At 62.6% G+C, this 17,699-nt stretch carries 11 protein-coding genes; 10 read left to right on the top strand and 1 reads right to left on the bottom strand.

Translation table 11 applies throughout. The annotated features are described in order from the left end of the window. Positions 1-1,227, bottom strand: a complete 1,227-nt coding sequence (locus tag ACWTU8_RS19025; protein WP_029355785.1) for an ROK family transcriptional regulator — start codon at positions 1,225-1,227, stop codon at positions 1-3. A 270-nt stretch (positions 1,228-1,497) separates the two neighbouring features. On the opposite strand from ACWTU8_RS19025, the gene ACWTU8_RS19020 reads away from it, so the two are divergent. From ACWTU8_RS19020 to bglA, 10 genes are all read left to right on the top strand, one after another. Further along, complete coding sequence (locus ACWTU8_RS19020; protein WP_240992868.1) at positions 1,498-2,475, top strand: sugar ABC transporter substrate-binding protein; 978 nt, start codon at positions 1,498-1,500, stop codon at positions 2,473-2,475. Positions 2,476-2,631: 156 nt separating this feature from the next. Next, positions 2,632-3,696, top strand: coding sequence for an ABC transporter permease (locus ACWTU8_RS19015; protein WP_029355789.1), 1,065 nt, complete (start codon positions 2,632-2,634; stop codon positions 3,694-3,696). 2 nt (positions 3,697-3,698) lie between these two features. Continuing rightward, entirely contained in the window at positions 3,699-4,481 is a 783-nt protein-coding gene (locus ACWTU8_RS19010) for an ATP-binding cassette domain-containing protein (RefSeq protein WP_029355791.1), read from the top strand. A 252-nt stretch (positions 4,482-4,733) separates the two neighbouring features. Beyond that, positions 4,734-7,196 carry a glycogen/starch/alpha-glucan phosphorylase gene (locus ACWTU8_RS19005; RefSeq protein ID WP_455849382.1) on the top strand — a complete coding sequence of 821 codons (2,463 nt, stop codon included), beginning with the start codon at positions 4,734-4,736 and terminating at the stop codon, positions 7,194-7,196. 58 nt (positions 7,197-7,254) lie between these two features. Further along, entirely contained in the window at positions 7,255-9,468 is a 2,214-nt protein-coding gene (gene glgB / locus ACWTU8_RS19000; RefSeq protein ID WP_455849381.1) for a 1,4-alpha-glucan branching protein GlgB, read from the top strand. Between the two features lie 31 nt (positions 9,469-9,499). Next, positions 9,500-10,768, top strand: coding sequence for a glucose-1-phosphate adenylyltransferase (gene glgC / locus ACWTU8_RS18995; protein ID WP_029355800.1), 1,269 nt, complete (start codon positions 9,500-9,502; stop codon positions 10,766-10,768). Further along, positions 10,769-12,214, top strand: a complete 1,446-nt coding sequence (glgA, locus tag ACWTU8_RS18990) for a glycogen synthase GlgA (RefSeq protein WP_455849380.1) — start codon at positions 10,769-10,771, stop codon at positions 12,212-12,214. It abuts the gene before it with no gap. Positions 12,215-12,217: 3 nt separating this feature from the next. Next, positions 12,218-13,846, top strand: a complete 1,629-nt coding sequence (locus ACWTU8_RS18985) for an alpha-D-glucose phosphate-specific phosphoglucomutase (protein WP_455849379.1) — start codon at positions 12,218-12,220, stop codon at positions 13,844-13,846. Positions 13,847-14,063: 217 nt separating this feature from the next. Further along, positions 14,064-16,076: a glycogen debranching protein GlgX gene (gene glgX, locus ACWTU8_RS18980; RefSeq protein ID WP_455849378.1), complete on the top strand. Its 2,013-nt coding sequence runs from the start codon at positions 14,064-14,066 to the stop codon at positions 16,074-16,076. Continuing rightward, the gene (gene bglA, locus ACWTU8_RS18975) at positions 16,066-17,691 is read left to right on the top strand and encodes a beta-galactosidase BglA (RefSeq protein WP_455849377.1); all 1,626 of its coding nucleotides are present in this window, start codon (positions 16,066-16,068) and stop codon (positions 17,689-17,691) included. The genes glgX and bglA overlap by 11 nt, the downstream gene beginning before the upstream one ends. Positions 17,692-17,699 lie beyond the last annotated feature (8 nt).

The following is a 17,699-nucleotide window of genomic DNA, read 5'->3' as shown; positions in this document are numbered from 1 at the left end:
TCAGGCACTCCTGGAAATCATAGTCGAGCCGATAAGGAAGCGCTCGGAAAGCGGCAGGCTGGCGCCGCCCAGGGCACGTGCATGAATGCCGACAGTCCCCTCGCGAATGGCCGGAAGCTTCAGGCCTTCACCATCGATCTTGCCGATAGCTTCGACAACGGCATCGACGAGCCGGCGCCGCACGGCCTTCGGCATCCATCCGTCGATCACCGCTGCCTCGAAATCGATAACCGATGACGCCGCCACAATGGCATAGGCGAGCGCCTGCGAAGCGCAGGCGATCCAGTCGTCGAGCTCGACGCCGATCTCGCCCCAATCCTCCGGTGACGTCCACAGGTGCGAGGCCTCGATACCGCGTGCGTTAAGCGCCTTTTCCAGCATGGCTATCGACGCCACGTCGATCAATTGGGCCGGCTTGCCGTCCGGTCCGGGCACCGGCATCGAACCCAGCGCGCCGGCATTGCCGGTCGGCCCGCCGAAAAGGTGACCGTTCAGCACGATGCCGCCGCCGGCGAAGGCACCAATATAGAAATAGACGAAGTCCCGCGCCGCACCCGCCCGGCCGAACACCAGTTCGGCGCCGCAAGCCGAGGTGGCGTCATTCTGCAGGTAGACCGGGAATTCGCACTGCGCCTGGATGTCGGCGCGGATGTCGCGGTGGCGCCATTCGTCCATGACGTCGCGCGGCGCACCTGCCGTATCGGCCCAGTTCCACAATTCGAACGGCATGGCGATGCCAAGTCCGGCAATGCGCTTGTCCTGCGCCGGGGTGAGATCGCCGCGCATCGTCTTCATGCCGGAGGTGACGAATTCGACCGTCTCGCGCGGTGCCGGATAGCGGTAGGAATGCTGCAGCATCGAGCGCACGTTCCCGAGAAAATCGATCAGCACGAGTTCGGCGCTGCGACGGCCGATCTTCAAGCCGATGAAATAGGCACCATCGGGATTGAGCGCCATTGGAATGGAAGGTTGGCCGATCTTGCCGCGCAACGGCGCCTGACGGACAAGGAGGTTGTCCTCCTCGAGCTCACGCATAATGACCGAAACCGTCTGGGCGGAAAGTCCGGTCATGCGCGCAATGTCGGACTTGGCCAGGCTGCCGTGCTGACGCACCAGCGACAGCACCAGCCGCTCATTGTGGTCCCGCATGCCGCTCTGGTTGGTGCCGCGGTGAATGCGGCTTTCGGCTGCCTCGGGCGAACCGTGCCTTGTAGTGCCGGTCTCCACCCCTGTTCCTCCGTCGTTTCCCTCAACGCTTTTGGGCCAGAATGGGTGAACGACGCAGCGCTGTCAATAATAAATAAGAGTGATTTAATTATTGACAGACACCTCGGTCTGGTATTCTGTTGGGGCAGGCGTCCACGCTGGGAGAAGTCGCTGGATGCTTTGTGCAGGTGCCGGTTGGCCGGCATCCGAAATGGTTCCACTGGGAGGAAAATCGTGACCAAGACAGCACTATTGAAGTCCACTGTGTTCGCCGCGGCCGGACTGGGTCTGATGGCGTTCACCTCGGCTGCGTCCGCCGCCGATGTCGGCGCCTGCCTGATCACCAAGACCGACACCAACCCGTTCTTCGTCAAGATGAAGGAAGGTGCGACCGCGAAAGCCAAAGAACTCGGCGTCGATCTTAAGGCTTACGCCGGCAAGATCGACGGCGACAGCGAGAGCCAGGTGGCGGCGATCGAAAGCTGTATCGCCGACGGCGCCAAGGGCATCCTGATCACCGCGTCGGACACCAAGGGCATTGTCCCGGCGGTGAAGAAGGCGCGTGACGCCGGTCTGCTCGTGATCGCGCTCGACACGCCGCTTGATCCGCTCGACGCTGCCGACGCGACCTTTGCGACGGACAATCTGGAGGCCGGCAAGCTGATCGGCGCGTGGGCCGCCGCGACGCTCGGCGACAAGGCGAAGGATGCCAAGATCGGCTTCCTCGACCTGACGCCCTCGCAGCCGACGGTCGACGTCTTGCGCGATCAAGGCTTCATGATGGGCTACGGCATCGACGTGAAAGACCCCAACAAGATCGGCGACGAGGACGATCCGCGTATCGTCGGCCACGACGTCACCAACGGCAACGAAGAAGGCGGCCGCAAGGCGATGGAGAACCTTCTCCAGAAGGACCCCGGCATCAACGTCATCCACACCATCAACGAGCCGGCAGCCGTCGGCGCCTACCAGGCGCTCAAGGCCGTGGGTCTCGAAGGCAATGTGCTGATCGTGTCGGTCGATGGCGGCTGCCCCGGCGTGAAGTCGGTCGCCGAGGGCGTGATCGGTGCGACCTCACAGCAATATCCGCTGCAGATGGCGGCACTCGGCATCGAAGCGATTGCCGCTTTCGCCAAGGACGGTACGAAGCCCAAGCCGACCGAAGGCAAGGATTTCTTCGACACCGGCGTCAACCTCGTGACCGACAAGCCCGCTGAGGGCGTGAAGTCCATCGACACCAAGGAAGGCCTCGCCAAGTGCTGGGGCTGATGCCGGTCTGACAGGCAACAGAACCGATCGGCCGGGGACTTGATCCCCGGCCGCTTCGGGTGGACGATGCGCTATCGCGAGCGCGAATAATTCCGGCGGCAGATCGGAAACAGTGGACGGGCGTCGGCGCGTGGCTGAAGCCGCATGGGAGGAAACATGGCTCAGGTTCAGGAATTCGAAAAGGCTCTCTCGAACAGCGAGACAAGCGTCGCTGCTTTTGACGAGCACGGCACGTCGATTGTCAAGCGCATCCAGCACTTCCTGCATTCCACTCCGGCTGCGGTTCCGCTGATCGTGCTGGTCCTGTCGATCGCTGTCTTCGGCGTCACGATCGGAGGACGGTTTTTTTCGTCCTACACGCTGACGCTGATCCTGCAGCAGATCGCCATCGTTGGTATTCTAGGAGCCGCGCAGACGCTGGTCATCCTTACAGCCGGCATCGACCTGTCAATTGGCGTGATCATGGTGATTTCGGCCGTGATCATGGGCAATTGCGCGGTCACCTATGGTCTGCCGACCTTGCTTGCCGTGGTGATTGGGCTTGCCGCCGGCGGGGCCTGCGGGCTGCTCAACGGGCTGCTGGTCGCGTACATGAAGCTGCCGCCCTTCATCGTCACGCTCGGCACCTGGAACATCGTCATGGCCACCAACTTCATCTATTCGGCCAATGAGACGATCCGCGATGCCGACGTCGATGTCCAGGCGCCGCTGCTGCATTTGTTTGGCCTGAACTTCAAGATCGGCACGGCGGTGCTGACGTTCGGCGTGATTGCCATGGTCGTGCTGGTGCTGATCCTGTGGTACGTGCTCAATCACACGGCGTGGGGCCGCCATGTCTACGCCGTCGGCGACGATCCGGAGGCGGCCAAGCTGTCGGGCATCCAGACCAAGAAGGTGCTGATCTCGGTCTACACGCTTGCCGGGCTGATCGCCGCTTTCGCTGCCTGGGTCTCCATCGGTCGCAACGGTTCGATCTCGCCGTCTGCCGCCGTCACCGACTACAATCTGCAGGCGATCACCGCGACGGTGATCGGCGGTATTTCCCTCTTCGGCGGACGCGGCTCGATTCTAGGCACATTGTTCGGTGCGATGATCGTCGGCGTCGTCTCGATGGGCCTCAACATGCTGGGCGCCGATCCGCAATGGAAAGTGCTGCTCACCGGTGTGCTGATCATCGGCGCCGTGGCGATCGACCAGTGGATCAGAAAGGTTTCGGTGTAACCATGACCCAGGAGCCCATCCTCACCGCGCGTGGCCTCGTCAAGCGCTACGGCCGCGTTACCGCACTGAACAGCTGCGACTTCGATCTCTATCCGGGAGAAATCCTGGCGGTGATCGGCGACAACGGCGCCGGCAAGTCGACGCTGATCAAGGCGATCTCGGGCGCCGTGATTCCGGACGAGGGGATCATCGAGTTAGACGGCAAGCAGGTGCTCTTCAAGTCGCCCATCGAGGCCCGTGAAGCCGGCATCGAAACCGTCTACCAGAACCTGGCGCTGTCGCCGGCGCTGTCGATCGCCGACAATATGTTCCTCGGTCGCGAGATCCGCAAACCGGGTTTTCTGGGCGACTGGCTGCGCATGCTCGACCGCCCGGCAATGGAAAAGCGCGCCCGCGACAAGCTCACCGAACTTGGCCTGATGACCATCCAGAACATCAGCCAGGCCGTGGAAACGCTGTCGGGCGGCCAACGCCAGGGCGTGGCGGTGGCGCGCGCCGCCGCCTTCGGCTCGAAGATGGTCATCATGGATGAGCCGACGGCGGCGTTAGGCGTCAAGGAGAGCCGCCGCGTGCTCGAACTGATCCTCGACGTGAAGAAGCGCGGCCTGCCGATCGTGCTGATCTCGCACAACATGCCGCATGTCTTCGAGGTGGCCGACCGCATTCACATCCATCGGCTGGGCCGTCGCCTCTGTGTCATCGATCCCAAGCAATATACGATGTCCGACGCCGTCGCCTTCATGACCGGAGCGAAGCTTCCGCCGGAGGCGGCGCTGGCGGCCTGATGCATGTCGCCCAAAAGCATGCCCTCGGGCGCGAACCGAGCGCAGCGGTTTTGGGACAACGACATGCACATAAGTAAGAACTTGAGGCGCGTCGCAGAGGCCCCAAACGCGACGCGCTATAAGTTGCTAGGTTGCCGCAGGTAAGCTTCCCCGCGGCAATCTAACTCGATTGAACGCACAACAATATGCGCTAGCATAGGCTGGGAGGAATGGTGAAAGCCGGTATGATCAGGCAACCGCACGAGAGGCAGCATGACGCGCGCGATGACATCCAAAGCTCCCGTTCTCGAAAACTCCGATCCCAAGGCGCTTGCCGATGAAGTCTTGAAGGCCCTCAAATACAGGCTCGGCAAGGGTACCAGCGTCGCGACGCAATACGACTGGCTCACCGCCTCGATCAAGGTCGTGCGCGACCATATCGTCGATCATTGGATGCAGGCGACGCAAGAGGCCTACGCCCATCAGGAAAAGCGCGTCTATTACTTGTCACTGGAATTCCTCATCGGCCGCCTGATGCGCGACGCCTTCTCCAATCTTGGCCTGATGGATAATATGCGCCAAGCGCTGCGGTCTCTCGGCGTCGACCTCGACCTCATCGCGGCCCTCGAGCCAGATGCAGCGCTTGGCAATGGCGGTCTTGGCCGGCTCGCCGCCTGCTTCATGGAAAGCATGGCAACCGTCGACATTCCCGCGCATGGCTATGGCATTCGCTACGCCAACGGCATGTTTCGGCAGGAAATCCATGGCGGCTGGCAGGTTGAGCTGCCCGAGACCTGGCTCGATCACGGCAACCCTTGGGAGTTCGAGCGGCGCGAACGTTCTTTCGAGGTCGGTTTCGGCGGCTCGGTCGAATCGATCACATCGAAGGACGGCAGGCTTGAGCGCCACGTCTGGAAGCCGATCGAACATGTTCTGGCGGTTGCCTACGATACGCCGGTGGTTGGCTGGCGGGCCAACCGCGTCAACACGCTGCGGCTCTGGTCCGGCATGCCGATCGATCCGATCCTGCTCGACAAGTTCAACGCCGGCGACCACATCGGTGCGCTCGCCGAAAGCAACAAGGCCGACGCCTTGTCGCGCGTCCTTTACCCTGCTGATTCCCACAAGGCCGGTCAGGAGCTGCGGCTTAGGCAAGAGTATTTCTTTTCCACCGCATCGTTGCAGGACATTATCCAGCGTCATCTCAGCCAGTATGGCGACCTGCAGTCGCTGCCCGACAAGGCGGCGATCCATCTGAACGACACGCATCCGGCCATCGCGGTGGCCGAGCTGATGCGCCTGTTGATGGACGTCCACGGCATCGATTTCGATCAGGCCTGGAGTATCACCAAGCGCACTTTCGGCTACACCAACCACACGCTGCTTCCCGAAGCGCTCGAAAGCTGGCCGGTGCCGCTGTTCGAGCGGCTGTTGCCGCGCCATATGCAGATCGTCTACGCCATTAACGCCGAAGTGCTGCTGGAGGCGCGCGCCTCCGACCAGTTTTCTGACGAGCAGATCAGCCAGATCTCGCTGATACAGGAAAATGGCGAGCGCCGGGTGCGCATGGGCAATCTGGCCTTTGTCGGCTCGCACTCGATTAACGGCGTCTCTGCCCTTCACACCGAGCTGATGAAGGAAACGGTGTTTGCCGAGCTCCACAGGCTCTACCCCGACCGCATCAACAACAAGACCAACGGCATCACGCCGCGGCGCTGGCTGATCCAGTGCAATCCCGGTCTCACCGCGCTCACCCGCGAGGCGATCGGCGACCGCTTCCTCGACGATATAGACGCAATCAAGGAGCTCGATGGTTTTGCCGACGACGCCGCCTTCCGCGACAAGTTCGCGGCAGTCAAGCGGGCGAACAAGGCCAAGCTTGCCAATCTCGTCGCCGACCGCCTCGGCATCAAGGTCGATCCCTCGGCGCTGTTCGACATCCAGATCAAGCGCATCCACGAATACAAGCGCCAGCTCCTGAATATCCTCGAAACAGTCGCCCTCTACGACCAGATCCGCTCCCATCCGGAGCGCAACTGGATGCCGCGCGTCAAGTTCTTTGGCGGCAAGGCAGCGCCCAGCTATCACAACGCCAAGCTGATCATCAAACTCGCCAACGACGTCGCCAAGGTCATCAACCGCGACCCGGCCGTTCGCGGCTTGCTCAAAGTGGTGTTCGTGCCGAACTACAATGTCAGCCTGGCCGAGATCATGATGCCGGCCGCCGATCTTTCAGAGCAGATATCGACCGCCGGCATGGAAGCCTCCGGCACCGGCAACATGAAGTTCGCGCTGAACGGTGCGCTGACCATCGGCACGCTTGACGGCGCCAATGTCGAGATCAAGGAATGCGTCGGCGACGACAACATCTTCATTTTCGGCCTGACCACCGAAGAGGTCGCCGAGCGGCGCAGCAACGGCTACGATCCGCGATCGGTGATCGGAGCCTCTTCCGAACTGGCGCAGGCCGTGGCTGCCGTTTCGTCGGGCGTCTTTTCGCCTGACGATCCGGAACGCTATCGCGACCTGATGAACGGCCTCTATCAGAGCGACTGGTTCATGGTCGCCGCCGATTTCGATGCCTACGCCGCCACCCAGCGCGAAGTTGACGCCGTCTGGCGCAACAGCCCGGATTGGTACGCCAAGGCAATCCGCAATGTTGCCCGCGTCGGCTGGTTCTCGTCCGACCGTACGATCCGCCAATATGCGAAAGAAATCTGGAACGTGCCGGTCTGATATGATTGCATGAGGCCACGAACAACGTGGTCCGGGTGCCGGGGAGGGTCACTGCCTGATGAGGAAGCCACGCGCGACCGCTGCGACAAGCGGGCCGGATGGACTGGCTTCAGCCGGTGATGTCGCGGCAATTGTCGCCGGCACGCATAGTGATCCTTTCGCTGTCCTCGGTGTGCACGAGGTTGACAACAGCTTTGTCGCCCGCTGCTTCGTCCCTCATGCCGAGTTCGTCACTGCCTATACGCTGACCGGCAAGAAAGCCGGCGAACTCTCCAGGCGCGACGAAGGCGGCTTCTTCGAGGGCCGCCTGTCGCTCAGAAAGCGTCAGCCGCTGCGCTATCACGCGCGCAATGCCGGTGGTGACTGGTGGCTGACCGATCCCTATTCGTTCGGTCCGGTGCTCGGTCCGCTGGACGACTATTACATCGCCGAAGGTTCGCACCTCAGGCTGTTCGACAAGCTTGGTGCGCATCTCATCGATCACGAGGGTGCATCCGGCGTGCATTTCGCCGTCTGGGCGCCCAATGCAAGGCGCGTCTCGGTGGTCGGCGATTTCAATGAATGGGATGGCCGCCGGCATACGATGCGCGTCCGCCGCGACACTGGCATCTGGGAGTTGTTCATTCCCGACATCGGCGCCGGCCGGCCCTACAAATACGAGATCATCGGGCCCGATGGCGTGAGGCTGCCGCTGAAGGCCGATCCGTTCGCTTTCAAGTCCGAACTGCGCCCGGCCACCGCTTCGGTGACCGCGCTTCCGCCGGCGCATCAATGGGGTGACGAGGCGCACCGCAATTTCTGGCGCAACGCCGATCCCAGGCGCGAGGCGGTGTCGATCTATGAGGTCCATGCCGGCTCCTGGCAGCTTCACGACGACGGCAGCTTCCTGTCATGGGACGAACTGGCCGGCCGGCTGATCCCCTACGTCGTAGACACGGGTTTCACCCACATCGAATTCATGCCGATCTCCGAACATCCCTATGATCCGTCCTGGGGTTACCAGACGACCGGCCTCTACGCGCCGTCGGCCCGCTTCGGCGATCCGGACGGTTTTGCCCGGTTCGTCGACGGCGCCCACCGCGCCGGCCTCGGCGTCATCCTCGACTGGGTGCCGGCACATTTTCCGGTGGACGCGCATGGCCTGGCCAATTTCGACGGCACCGCGCTCTATGAGCATGCCGACCCGCGCAAGGGCTTCCATCCCGACTGGAACACCGCCATCTACAATTTCGGCCGGCGCGAGGTCGTCTCGTTCCTCGTCAACAACGCGCTGTTTTGGGCCGAGAAGTACCACGTCGATGGCTTGCGGGTCGATGCCGTCGCCTCGATGCTCTACCTCGACTATTCGCGCAAGGCCGGCGAATGGATTCCCAACGAAAAGGGTGGGCGCGAGAACCTTGAGGCGGTCAGCTTCCTCCAGAGGATGAACAAGGAGGTCTACGGCCATCACCCTGGCGTGATGACGATTGCCGAGGAATCGACCTCATGGCCAAGAGTTTCGCAGCCGGTGCATGAGGGCGGGCTGGGTTTTGGCTTCAAGTGGAACATGGGATTCATGCACGACACGCTGGAGTATTTCTCCAAGGAGCCAATTTTTCGGAAGCATCATCACAGCGACATCACCTTCGGCCTGGTCTACGCCTTCAGCGAGAATTTCGTGCTGCCGCTCTCCCATGACGAGGTCGTGCACGGCAAGGGGACGCTGCTCGGCAAGATGGCCGGCGACGACTGGCAGAAATTCGCGACGCTGCGCGCATACTACGCCTTCATGTGGGGCTACCCCGGCAAAAAGCTGTTGTTCATGGGGCAGGAATTCGCCCAGCGCCGCGAGTGGAGCGAGGCGCGCGCGCTCGACTGGAACCTGCTCGATTTCCAGGCCCATCGCGGCGTCTGGCAGACGGTGCGCGATCTCAACTATCTCTACCGCTCACGCCCGGCGTTGCATGCTCGCGATTGTGAGCCGGAAGGCTTTTCCTGGCTGATCGTCGACGATAGCGCGAACTCTGTCTTTGCTTGGCTGCGCAGCGCGCCGGGCGGAAACCCGGTCGCCGTCATCTCCAATTTTACACCGGTGCCCCGTGACGAATATCGCGTGCCGTTGCCGACGGCTGGAACATGGCGCGAGATCATCAACACGGACGCCACCGACTATGGCGGTTCCGGCAAGGGCAATGGCGGTGCCGTCGAGGCTCGGGCGGAAGGAGGAGGCATCTCGGCGACGATCCTGTTGCCGCCACTGTCGACGATCATGCTCGAATTTGCTCCGGACTAAGCGATGTCTCGCGTAACTTGGGAGGATAAAAATGGCAGAGATAAAACGGACCCAGCCGCTGGCGCGCGATGCCATGGCCTATGTTCTGGCCGGCGGCCGTGGCAGCCGCCTCAAGGAATTGACCGACCGGCGCGCCAAGCCCGCAGTCTATTTCGGCGGCAAGACGCGCATCATCGATTTTGCGCTCTCCAATGCGCTCAATTCCGGTATTCGCCGCCTCGGCGTCGCCACTCAGTACAAGGCACACTCGCTGATCCGCCACCTGCAGCGCGGCTGGAACTTCCTGCGGCCCGAGCGCAACGAAAGCTTCGATATCCTGCCGGCCAGCCAGCGCGTGTCGGAAACGCAATGGTATGAGGGCACGGCCGACGCCGTCTACCAGAACATCGACATCATCGAGGCCTACGGGCCCGAATACATGGTCATCCTGGCCGGCGACCACGTCTACAAGATGGACTACGAGCTGATGCTTCGCCAACATGTCGACGCCGGCGCCGACGTCACCGTCGGCTGCCTCGAAGTGCCACGCATGGAGGCGACCGGCTTCGGCGTCATGCATGTCGATGCCAAGGACACCATCATCTCCTTCATCGAGAAACCGGCCGATCCGCCCGGCATTCCAGACAAACCGGATTTTGCCCTGGCTTCAATGGGCATCTACGTGTTCAAGACCAAGTTCCTGATGGAGCAACTGCGCCGCGACGCGGCCGAGCCGGGCTCAAGCCGCGACTTTGGCAAGGACATCATCCCCTATGTCGTCGAGCACGGGAAGGCGATCGCCCATCGCTTCGCCAAATCCTGCGTGCGCTCGACGGCCGAGAACGAAGCCTACTGGCGCGATGTTGGGACGGTCGACGCCTATTGGGAAGCCAATATCGACCTCACCGACATCACGCCGGAGCTCGACCTCTACGACCGCGACTGGCCGATCTGGACCTATGCGGAGCTGAAGCCGCCGGCAAAGTTCGTGCATGACGAGGATGGCCGCCGCGGCTCGGCTGTGTCGTCGCTCGTCTCAGGTGATTGCATCGTCTCTGGTGCTTCGCTGAAGCGAAGCCTGATCTTCACCGGCGCGCGCATCAACTCCTATTCGACGCTCGAGGAAGTCGTCATGCTGCCAGACTGCCAGGTCGGCCGGAACGCAAGATTGAAGCGCGTGGTGATCGACCATGGCGTGAGGATACCGGAGGGGCTGGTGGTCGGCGAGGATCCCGTTCTCGACGCCAAGCGCTTCCGCGTTTCCGAAAAGGGCATCTGCCTCGTCACGCAGGCGATGATCGACAAACTGGGATTGCAATGAATGCAGGTTCTGTCGGTCACGCCCGAAATATTCCCTCTGATCAAGACTGGCGGGCTTGCCGACGTGACCGGCGCGTTGCCCGTCGCGCTCGCCGGCAAGGGCGTGACGATGCGCACGCTTGTTCCCGGCTATCCTCATGTGATGGACACCTTCAAGAAGAAAAAACCCGTTCACCAATATCCGCTGCTGCAGGGCGGCAAGGCGTCGGTCCATGCCGTCCAGATTGCCGGGCTCGACCTGTTCGTGCTCGACGCGCCGCATCTGTTCGATCGCCCCGGCGGTCCCTATGGCAATGCCACCGGCGCCGACTGGCCGGACAATTGGCGTCGTTTCGCGGCCTTGAGCCAGGTTGGCGGCGACATCGCCGGCGGCGCCATCTCGGGCTACCAGCCGGACATCGTCCATGCCCATGACTGGCAATCGGCGATGACGCTGGCCTATATGCGCTACGGCAAGGCGGTGGGCACGCCGTCGATGATCACCGTCCATAACCTCGCTTTCCAGGGTCAGTTCGGCGCCGGCATTTTTGGCGAGCTTGGCTTGCCGGCGGCGGCCATGGCGCTCGACGGCGTCGAATATTATGGCGGCGTCGGGTTTCTCAAGGCCGGCCTGCAGGCCGCCTGGGCCATCACCACAGTCAGCCCGACCTATGCGCAGGAGATCCGCTCGCCGGAATTCGGCATGGGGCTCGATGGGCTCGTCAACATGCGATCCGTCGATCTCTATGGCATCGTCAATGGCATCGATACCGAGATATGGAACCCTGAAACCGACAAGCATCTGGTCTCCAACTACACGGCCAAGACATTGAAGGCGCGGCATCCCAACCGGACCGCGGTCGAAGATCGTTTCAACCTCGACCGCGACGACAGTCCGATCGTCTGCGTCATCAGCCGGCTCACCTGGCAGAAGGGCATGGACATACTGGCGACGGTGATCGACGGGATCATTGCGAGGGGCGCACGCTTGGCGATCCTGGGGTCCGGCGACGCCGGCCTCGAAGGCGCGCTGTTGGCCGCCGTCGCCCGCCATCGCGGTCGCATCGGCGTCGTTGTCGGTTACGACGAGGGGCTGTCCCACACCATGCAGGGCGGCTGTGACGCCATCGTCATCCCGTCGCGTTTCGAGCCTTGCGGGCTGACGCAGCTTTACGGCCTGCGCTACGGCTGCGTGCCGGTCGTCGCCCGCACCGGCGGCCTTGCCGACACGGTCATCGACGCCAATGAAGCGGCCGTTTCGGCAGGTGTGGCGACCGGCTTCCAGTTCGCGCCCGCCGATGCTGGCGCCTTGCTGCACGCCATCCGCCGGTTGGTGGAAGCGCATGCCAGCCCCACGATCTGGGCGTCGATGCAGCGGCAAGGCATGAAGGCCGATGTGTCGTGGGATAAAAGCGCAGAAAAATACCTCGAACTCTATCGCTTGCTGCTTTCGAAAAGGGCCGTCTGACGCATGATACGCACCGTCGCCACCAAACCCTACTCCGACCAGAAGCCCGGCACTTCCGGGCTGCGCAAGAAAGTACCGGTGTTCCAGCAGGAGCACTATGCCGAGAACTTCATCCAGTCGATCTTCGATGCGTTGGACGGGTTCGAGGGCAAGACCCTGGTGATCGGCGGCGACGGCCGCTTCTACAACCGCGAAGTTATCCAGAAGGCCATCGCCATGGCGGCGGCAAACGGCTTCGGCAAGGTGATGGTCGGACAGGGGGGCATCCTGTCGACGCCGGCCGCTTCCAACATCATTCGCAAATACAAGACCTTCGGCGGCATCATACTGTCGGCCAGCCACAATCCGGGCGGCCCGCACGAGGATTTCGGCATCAAATACAATGCCGGTAATGGCGGGCCGGCGCCGGAAAAGGTGACCGACGCGATCTTCGCCAAAACCAAGGTAATCTCCAGTTTCAAAATCGCCGACATCGGCACGGTCGATCTCGACACGATCGGCACGGTCGAGGCGGGCGGCATGACGGTCGAGGTGATCGACCCTGTCGCCGACTATGCCGAGCTGATGGAAGGCCTGTTCGATTTTGATGCCTTGCGCGCACTGTTCAAATCGGGTTTCCGCATGCGTTTCGACGCCATGCATGCCGTGACCGGTCCCTACGCCAAGGATATCCTGGAGAACCGGCTCGGCGCACCGAAGGGGACCGCCCGCAACTTCATTCCCCTGCCGGATTTCGGCGGCCACCATCCCGATCCCAACCTGGTCCATGCCAAACACCTCTATGACGAGATGATGGGACCGGATGCGCCGGATTTCGGCGCTGCTTCCGACGGCGACGGCGATCGTAACCTGATCATCGGCAAGGGCATTTTCGTCACTCCGTCGGATTCGGTGGCCATGCTCGCCGCCAACGCCCATCTGGCGCCGGGCTACAAGGCCGGCCTGAAAGGCATCGCGCGCTCGATGCCGACCAGCGGCGCGGCCGATCGCGTCGCCGAAAAGCTCGGCATCGGCATCTATGAAACGCCGACCGGCTGGAAATTCTTCGGCAACCTGCTCGATGCCGACATGGCAACGATCTGCGGCGAGGAAAGTGCGGGAACCGGCTCCAACCATGTCCGCGAAAAGGACGGGCTGTGGGCCGTGCTTCTGTGGCTCAATATCCTTGCTGCCCGCGGCGAAAGCGCCAAGCAGATCGTCACTGAGCACTGGGCCGCCTATGGCCGCAATTACTACTCGCGCCACGACTATGAGGAGGTCGAGACCGACCGCGCCAACGCGCTGGTCGACGAGTTGCGGGCGAAACTCGCATCACTGCCCGGCACCAGCGTGCGTGGCATGAAGATCGCCGGCGCCGATGATTTCGCCTACCACGACCCGGTCGACGGCTCGATAGCCAAGAACCAGGGCATCAGGGTGCTGTTCGAAGGCGGATCGCGCGTCGTCTTCCGACTTTCCGGCACCGGCACCTCGGGCGCGACGCTGCGCGTCTATATCGAGCGCTACGAGCCGGACAAGTCCAGGCATGATCTCGACACGCAGGAGGCGCTTGCCGATTTGATTGCGGCAGCCGATGATATCGCCGGAATTCGCAGCCATACCGGCCGCGCCAAGCCGAGCGTGATTACGTGAAGCTGGCGCGGCGCGCCTTTCCTTCTCCCCTTGTGGGAGAAGGTGGATTGGCGCGTAGCGCCGAGCCGGATGAGGGGTGTTGGACGGAGTGCTGTCGGTGCCTAGCTGGAGCACCCCTCATCCGTCGCCTTTGGCGACACCTTCTCCCACAAGGGAAGAAGGGGGAGCCAACCTGGCAACGCCTCAATCTGTCTATGATCTGTTGCTGTGAGTGCACGTGACCTCGCTCGGCGCGACCGTCACCCGCGAAGGCATTCGCTTTGCCGCATGGTCGTCTGCGGCCAGCCGGCTCTGGGTCTCGATCTTCGACGAGCAGGGGGAGAGGGAGATCGACCGGCTCGAACTCCAGCCGGAAGGCGAGGGCGTTCACGCGTTTTTCGTTGCCGGCCTCGCTGCCGGCACCCGATACGGGTTTCGCGCCGATGGCGACTTTGCGCCCGAGAAAGGGCTCTGGTTCGATCCCGACAAGCTGCTGGTCGACCCATATGCCGTCGAGATCGACAGGCCTTATGTCTATGACATCAGGCTCGCCGCACGACGGGGCGAGGGCACCGATACCGCGCCGCTGCTGCCGAAAGCGATTGCCGCCACCCTGCCGCAACCGGTGCCTGCCTTGCCGCCGCTATTCCAGCCCGGTGGCCTGATCTACGAAGTGCCGGTGCGCGCCTTCACAATGCTGCATCCGGACATCCCGAAGCCCCAGCGCGGAACGATTGCAGCTCTTGCCCATCCGGCCCTCGTCGAGCACCTGAAAAAACTCGGGGTCGGGGCGGTCGAACTGATGCCGGTGACGGCAGCGATCGATGAGCGGCATCTGCCGCCGCTCGGACTGCGTAATGCCTGGGGCTACAACCCCGTGACCTTCATGGCGCTCGATCCGCGCCTGGCGCCCGGCGGTCTCGCGGAATTGCGGCAGACCGTCGCCACGCTGCGTGAGGCCGGCATCGGCGTCATCCTCGACCTCGTCTTCAACCACACCGGCGAAAGCGACAGGCTTGGGCCGACGCTGTCGCTGCGCGGCCTCGACAGCCGCGCCTACTTCCGACATTGGCCGGACGGCAGCTTGGCTAACGACACCGGCACCGGCAACACGGTCGCCTGTGATCATCCGATCGGCCGGGAAATGATACTCGACACGCTTCGTCACTTTGTCCGCCATGCTGGCGTCGACGGTTTCCGCTTCGATCTGGCGCCCATTTTGGGTCGGGTCGATGGCGTATTCGACGCGGCGGCACCGTTGCTTATGGCTATTCGGAACGACCCGGTCCTTAGTGACAGGGTGCTGATCGCCGAGCCTTGGGATATCGGCCCGGACGGCTATCAGCTTGGCAATTTTCCGCCGCCCTTCCTCGAATGGAACGACAAATATCGCGACGACATCCGCCGGTTCTGGCGCGGCGATAGCGGCATGGTCGGCGCGCTGGCGACCCGGCTTGCCGGCTCGTCCGACGTGTTTGCCAAGCCAGGCCACCAGACAAGCCGCAGCGTCAATTTCATCGCCGCGCATGACGGCATGACGCTGGCCGACATTGTTGCCTACGAGCACAAGCACAATGAGGCCAATGGCGAGCAAAATCGCGATGGCCACGACGACAACTTGTCTTGGAACAATGGCGCCGAGGGTGAGACCGGCGACCGGGGGATCGTTACGGCCCGTTTCGATGACCAGTGTGCGCTGCTCGCGACACTGTTTGCCTCGCGCGGCACGGTCATGCTGACCGCCGGCGACGAATTCGGCCGCACCCAGAAGGGCAACAACAATGCCTATGCGCAGGACAACGAGATCACCTGGCTCGACTGGACCGGGCGTAACCAGGCGTTGGAACAATGCGCCGTTTTGCTCGCCGCGATGCGTCGTTCCGTGCCGGCGCTTTCCGACACGCGCTTCCTGACCGGAGAGCCGCGGCCCGGGTCAGAAATACCGGACGTCGTCTGGCTGACTGAAACCGGCATGCCGCTCGATGAGGCAGGCTGGCACGATTTCGGGCGGTACCGCCTGATCATGATGCTCGGCGGCGATGATTGCCGCCTTGCCGTGGTCATCAATGGCGATCGCCGGGCGTGTATGTTCACGCTGCCGGAGCGCGACGGATTTCGCTGGGAGCCAGCCATCGAAACACAGGACGGCGCAGCCGGAATTTCACGGCCGGTGCCGGGGCGAACGGTGATTTTCATGATCGAACACAAAGCCGCGCAGGCTCAGATAAAGGAGAACGGCGGTGGCAAGTGACAACGCCGAGTGGTGGCGCGGCTGCGTCATCTACCAGATCTACCCGCGCTCCTTCCAGGACACGACAGGGGACGGCAGTGGCGATCTGCGCGGCATTGTCCCAAGGCTGGCTCATGTCGCATCGCTTGGCGTCGACGCCGTCTGGCTGTCGCCCTTCTTCAAGTCACCGATGGCCGACATGGGCTACGACGTATCCGACTATACAGCCGTCGACCCGATGTTCGGCACATCAGAGGATTTCGAGGCGGTGGTCGCCGAGGCGCACCGTCTCGGCCTGAAAGTCATTATCGACCAGGTCCTGTCGCATTCGTCCGACCGGCACGAATGGTTCGTCGAAAGCCGCGCGAGCCGCGATAACCCTAGGGCGGACTGGTATGTCTGGGCCAATCCGAGGCCTGACGGCACCGCGCCCAATAACTGGCTGTCGGTCTTTGGCGGCCCCGCCTGGGAGTGGGACGCGACCCGCAGACAATACTACATGCATAATTTCCTCGCCTCCCAGCCGGACCTCAATTTCCACAATCCGGAGGTTCAGGACGCCTTGCTGGAAACGGTGCGGTTTTGGCTGGAGCGCGGCGTCGACGGCTTTCGGCTCGATACGGTCAACTACTATGTCCATGACCGCTGGCTGCGCAGCAACCCGCCCTTGGCGTCGAGCGTCGCCGGCACGAACACCGAAACCAATCCCTACCTCTATCAGGAGCATCTGTTTGACAAAACGCAGCCCGAAAACCTCGCTTTCCTCAAGCGTTTTCGGGCGCTGCTCGACGAATATGAGGGCCGCGCCGCTGTCGGTGAGGTCGGCGACGAAACCCGTTCGTTGCAGACGCTCGCCGCCTACACCGGCGGCGGCGACAAGCTCGACATGTGCTACACGTTCGACCTGCTCGGTCCGCAATTCTCGGCAGCACATGTACGCGGATGTGTCGAGGCTTTCGAGAGTACGGTCTTGGACGGTTGGGTCTGCTGGGCGTTTTCCAACCACGATGTCGTTCGCCATGTGACACGCTGGACGAGGCCCGGCGGCGATCTGGAAAGGACGGCGAAGTTCTCGATCGCGCTGCTGTCATGCCTGCGTGGATCGATCTGCCTCTATCAGGGCGAGGAGCTCGGGCTGGAGGAGGCGGAATTGGCGTTCGAGGATCTGCGCGATCCTTACGGCATCCGCTTCTGGCCGGGATTCAAGGGCAGGGATGGATGCCGCACGCCGATGGTCTGGGAGAAAGGCGCCGACAATGCCGGGTTTTCAATAGGCGAGCCGTGGCTCCCGATCCCGGAAAGCCATCGCGCCCGCGCGGTCGATGTCCAGAACGCCGAGGAAAAGTCGGTTCTAGCCAGCTACCGGATGATGCTCGCCTTGCGCAAGCAGCATGCGGCGCTGGTTCGGGGCTCGATCCGGTTCCTCGATGCCGAGGGCGATGTCCTTGCCTTCATTCGCGAAGGCGGCGGCGAAAAGCTGCTTTGCGCCTTTAATTTCGCCGATGAGCCAGCCAATTGGCGGTTGCCGCAGGATGTCGATGTCGCAGAGACGATCGATCTTGGGGTTGGTGGGGCCTTCCGGAACGGCGCTCTGTCACTGCCGCCGCTAAGCTGCTTTCTCGGACGAGCCGGCTGATCTCTCTA

This window comes from Mesorhizobium sp. BHbdii (assembly GCF_053848045.1).
The sequence above is the reverse complement of the archived record's forward strand: the minus strand, read 5'-3'. Positions and strand labels throughout refer to the sequence as shown.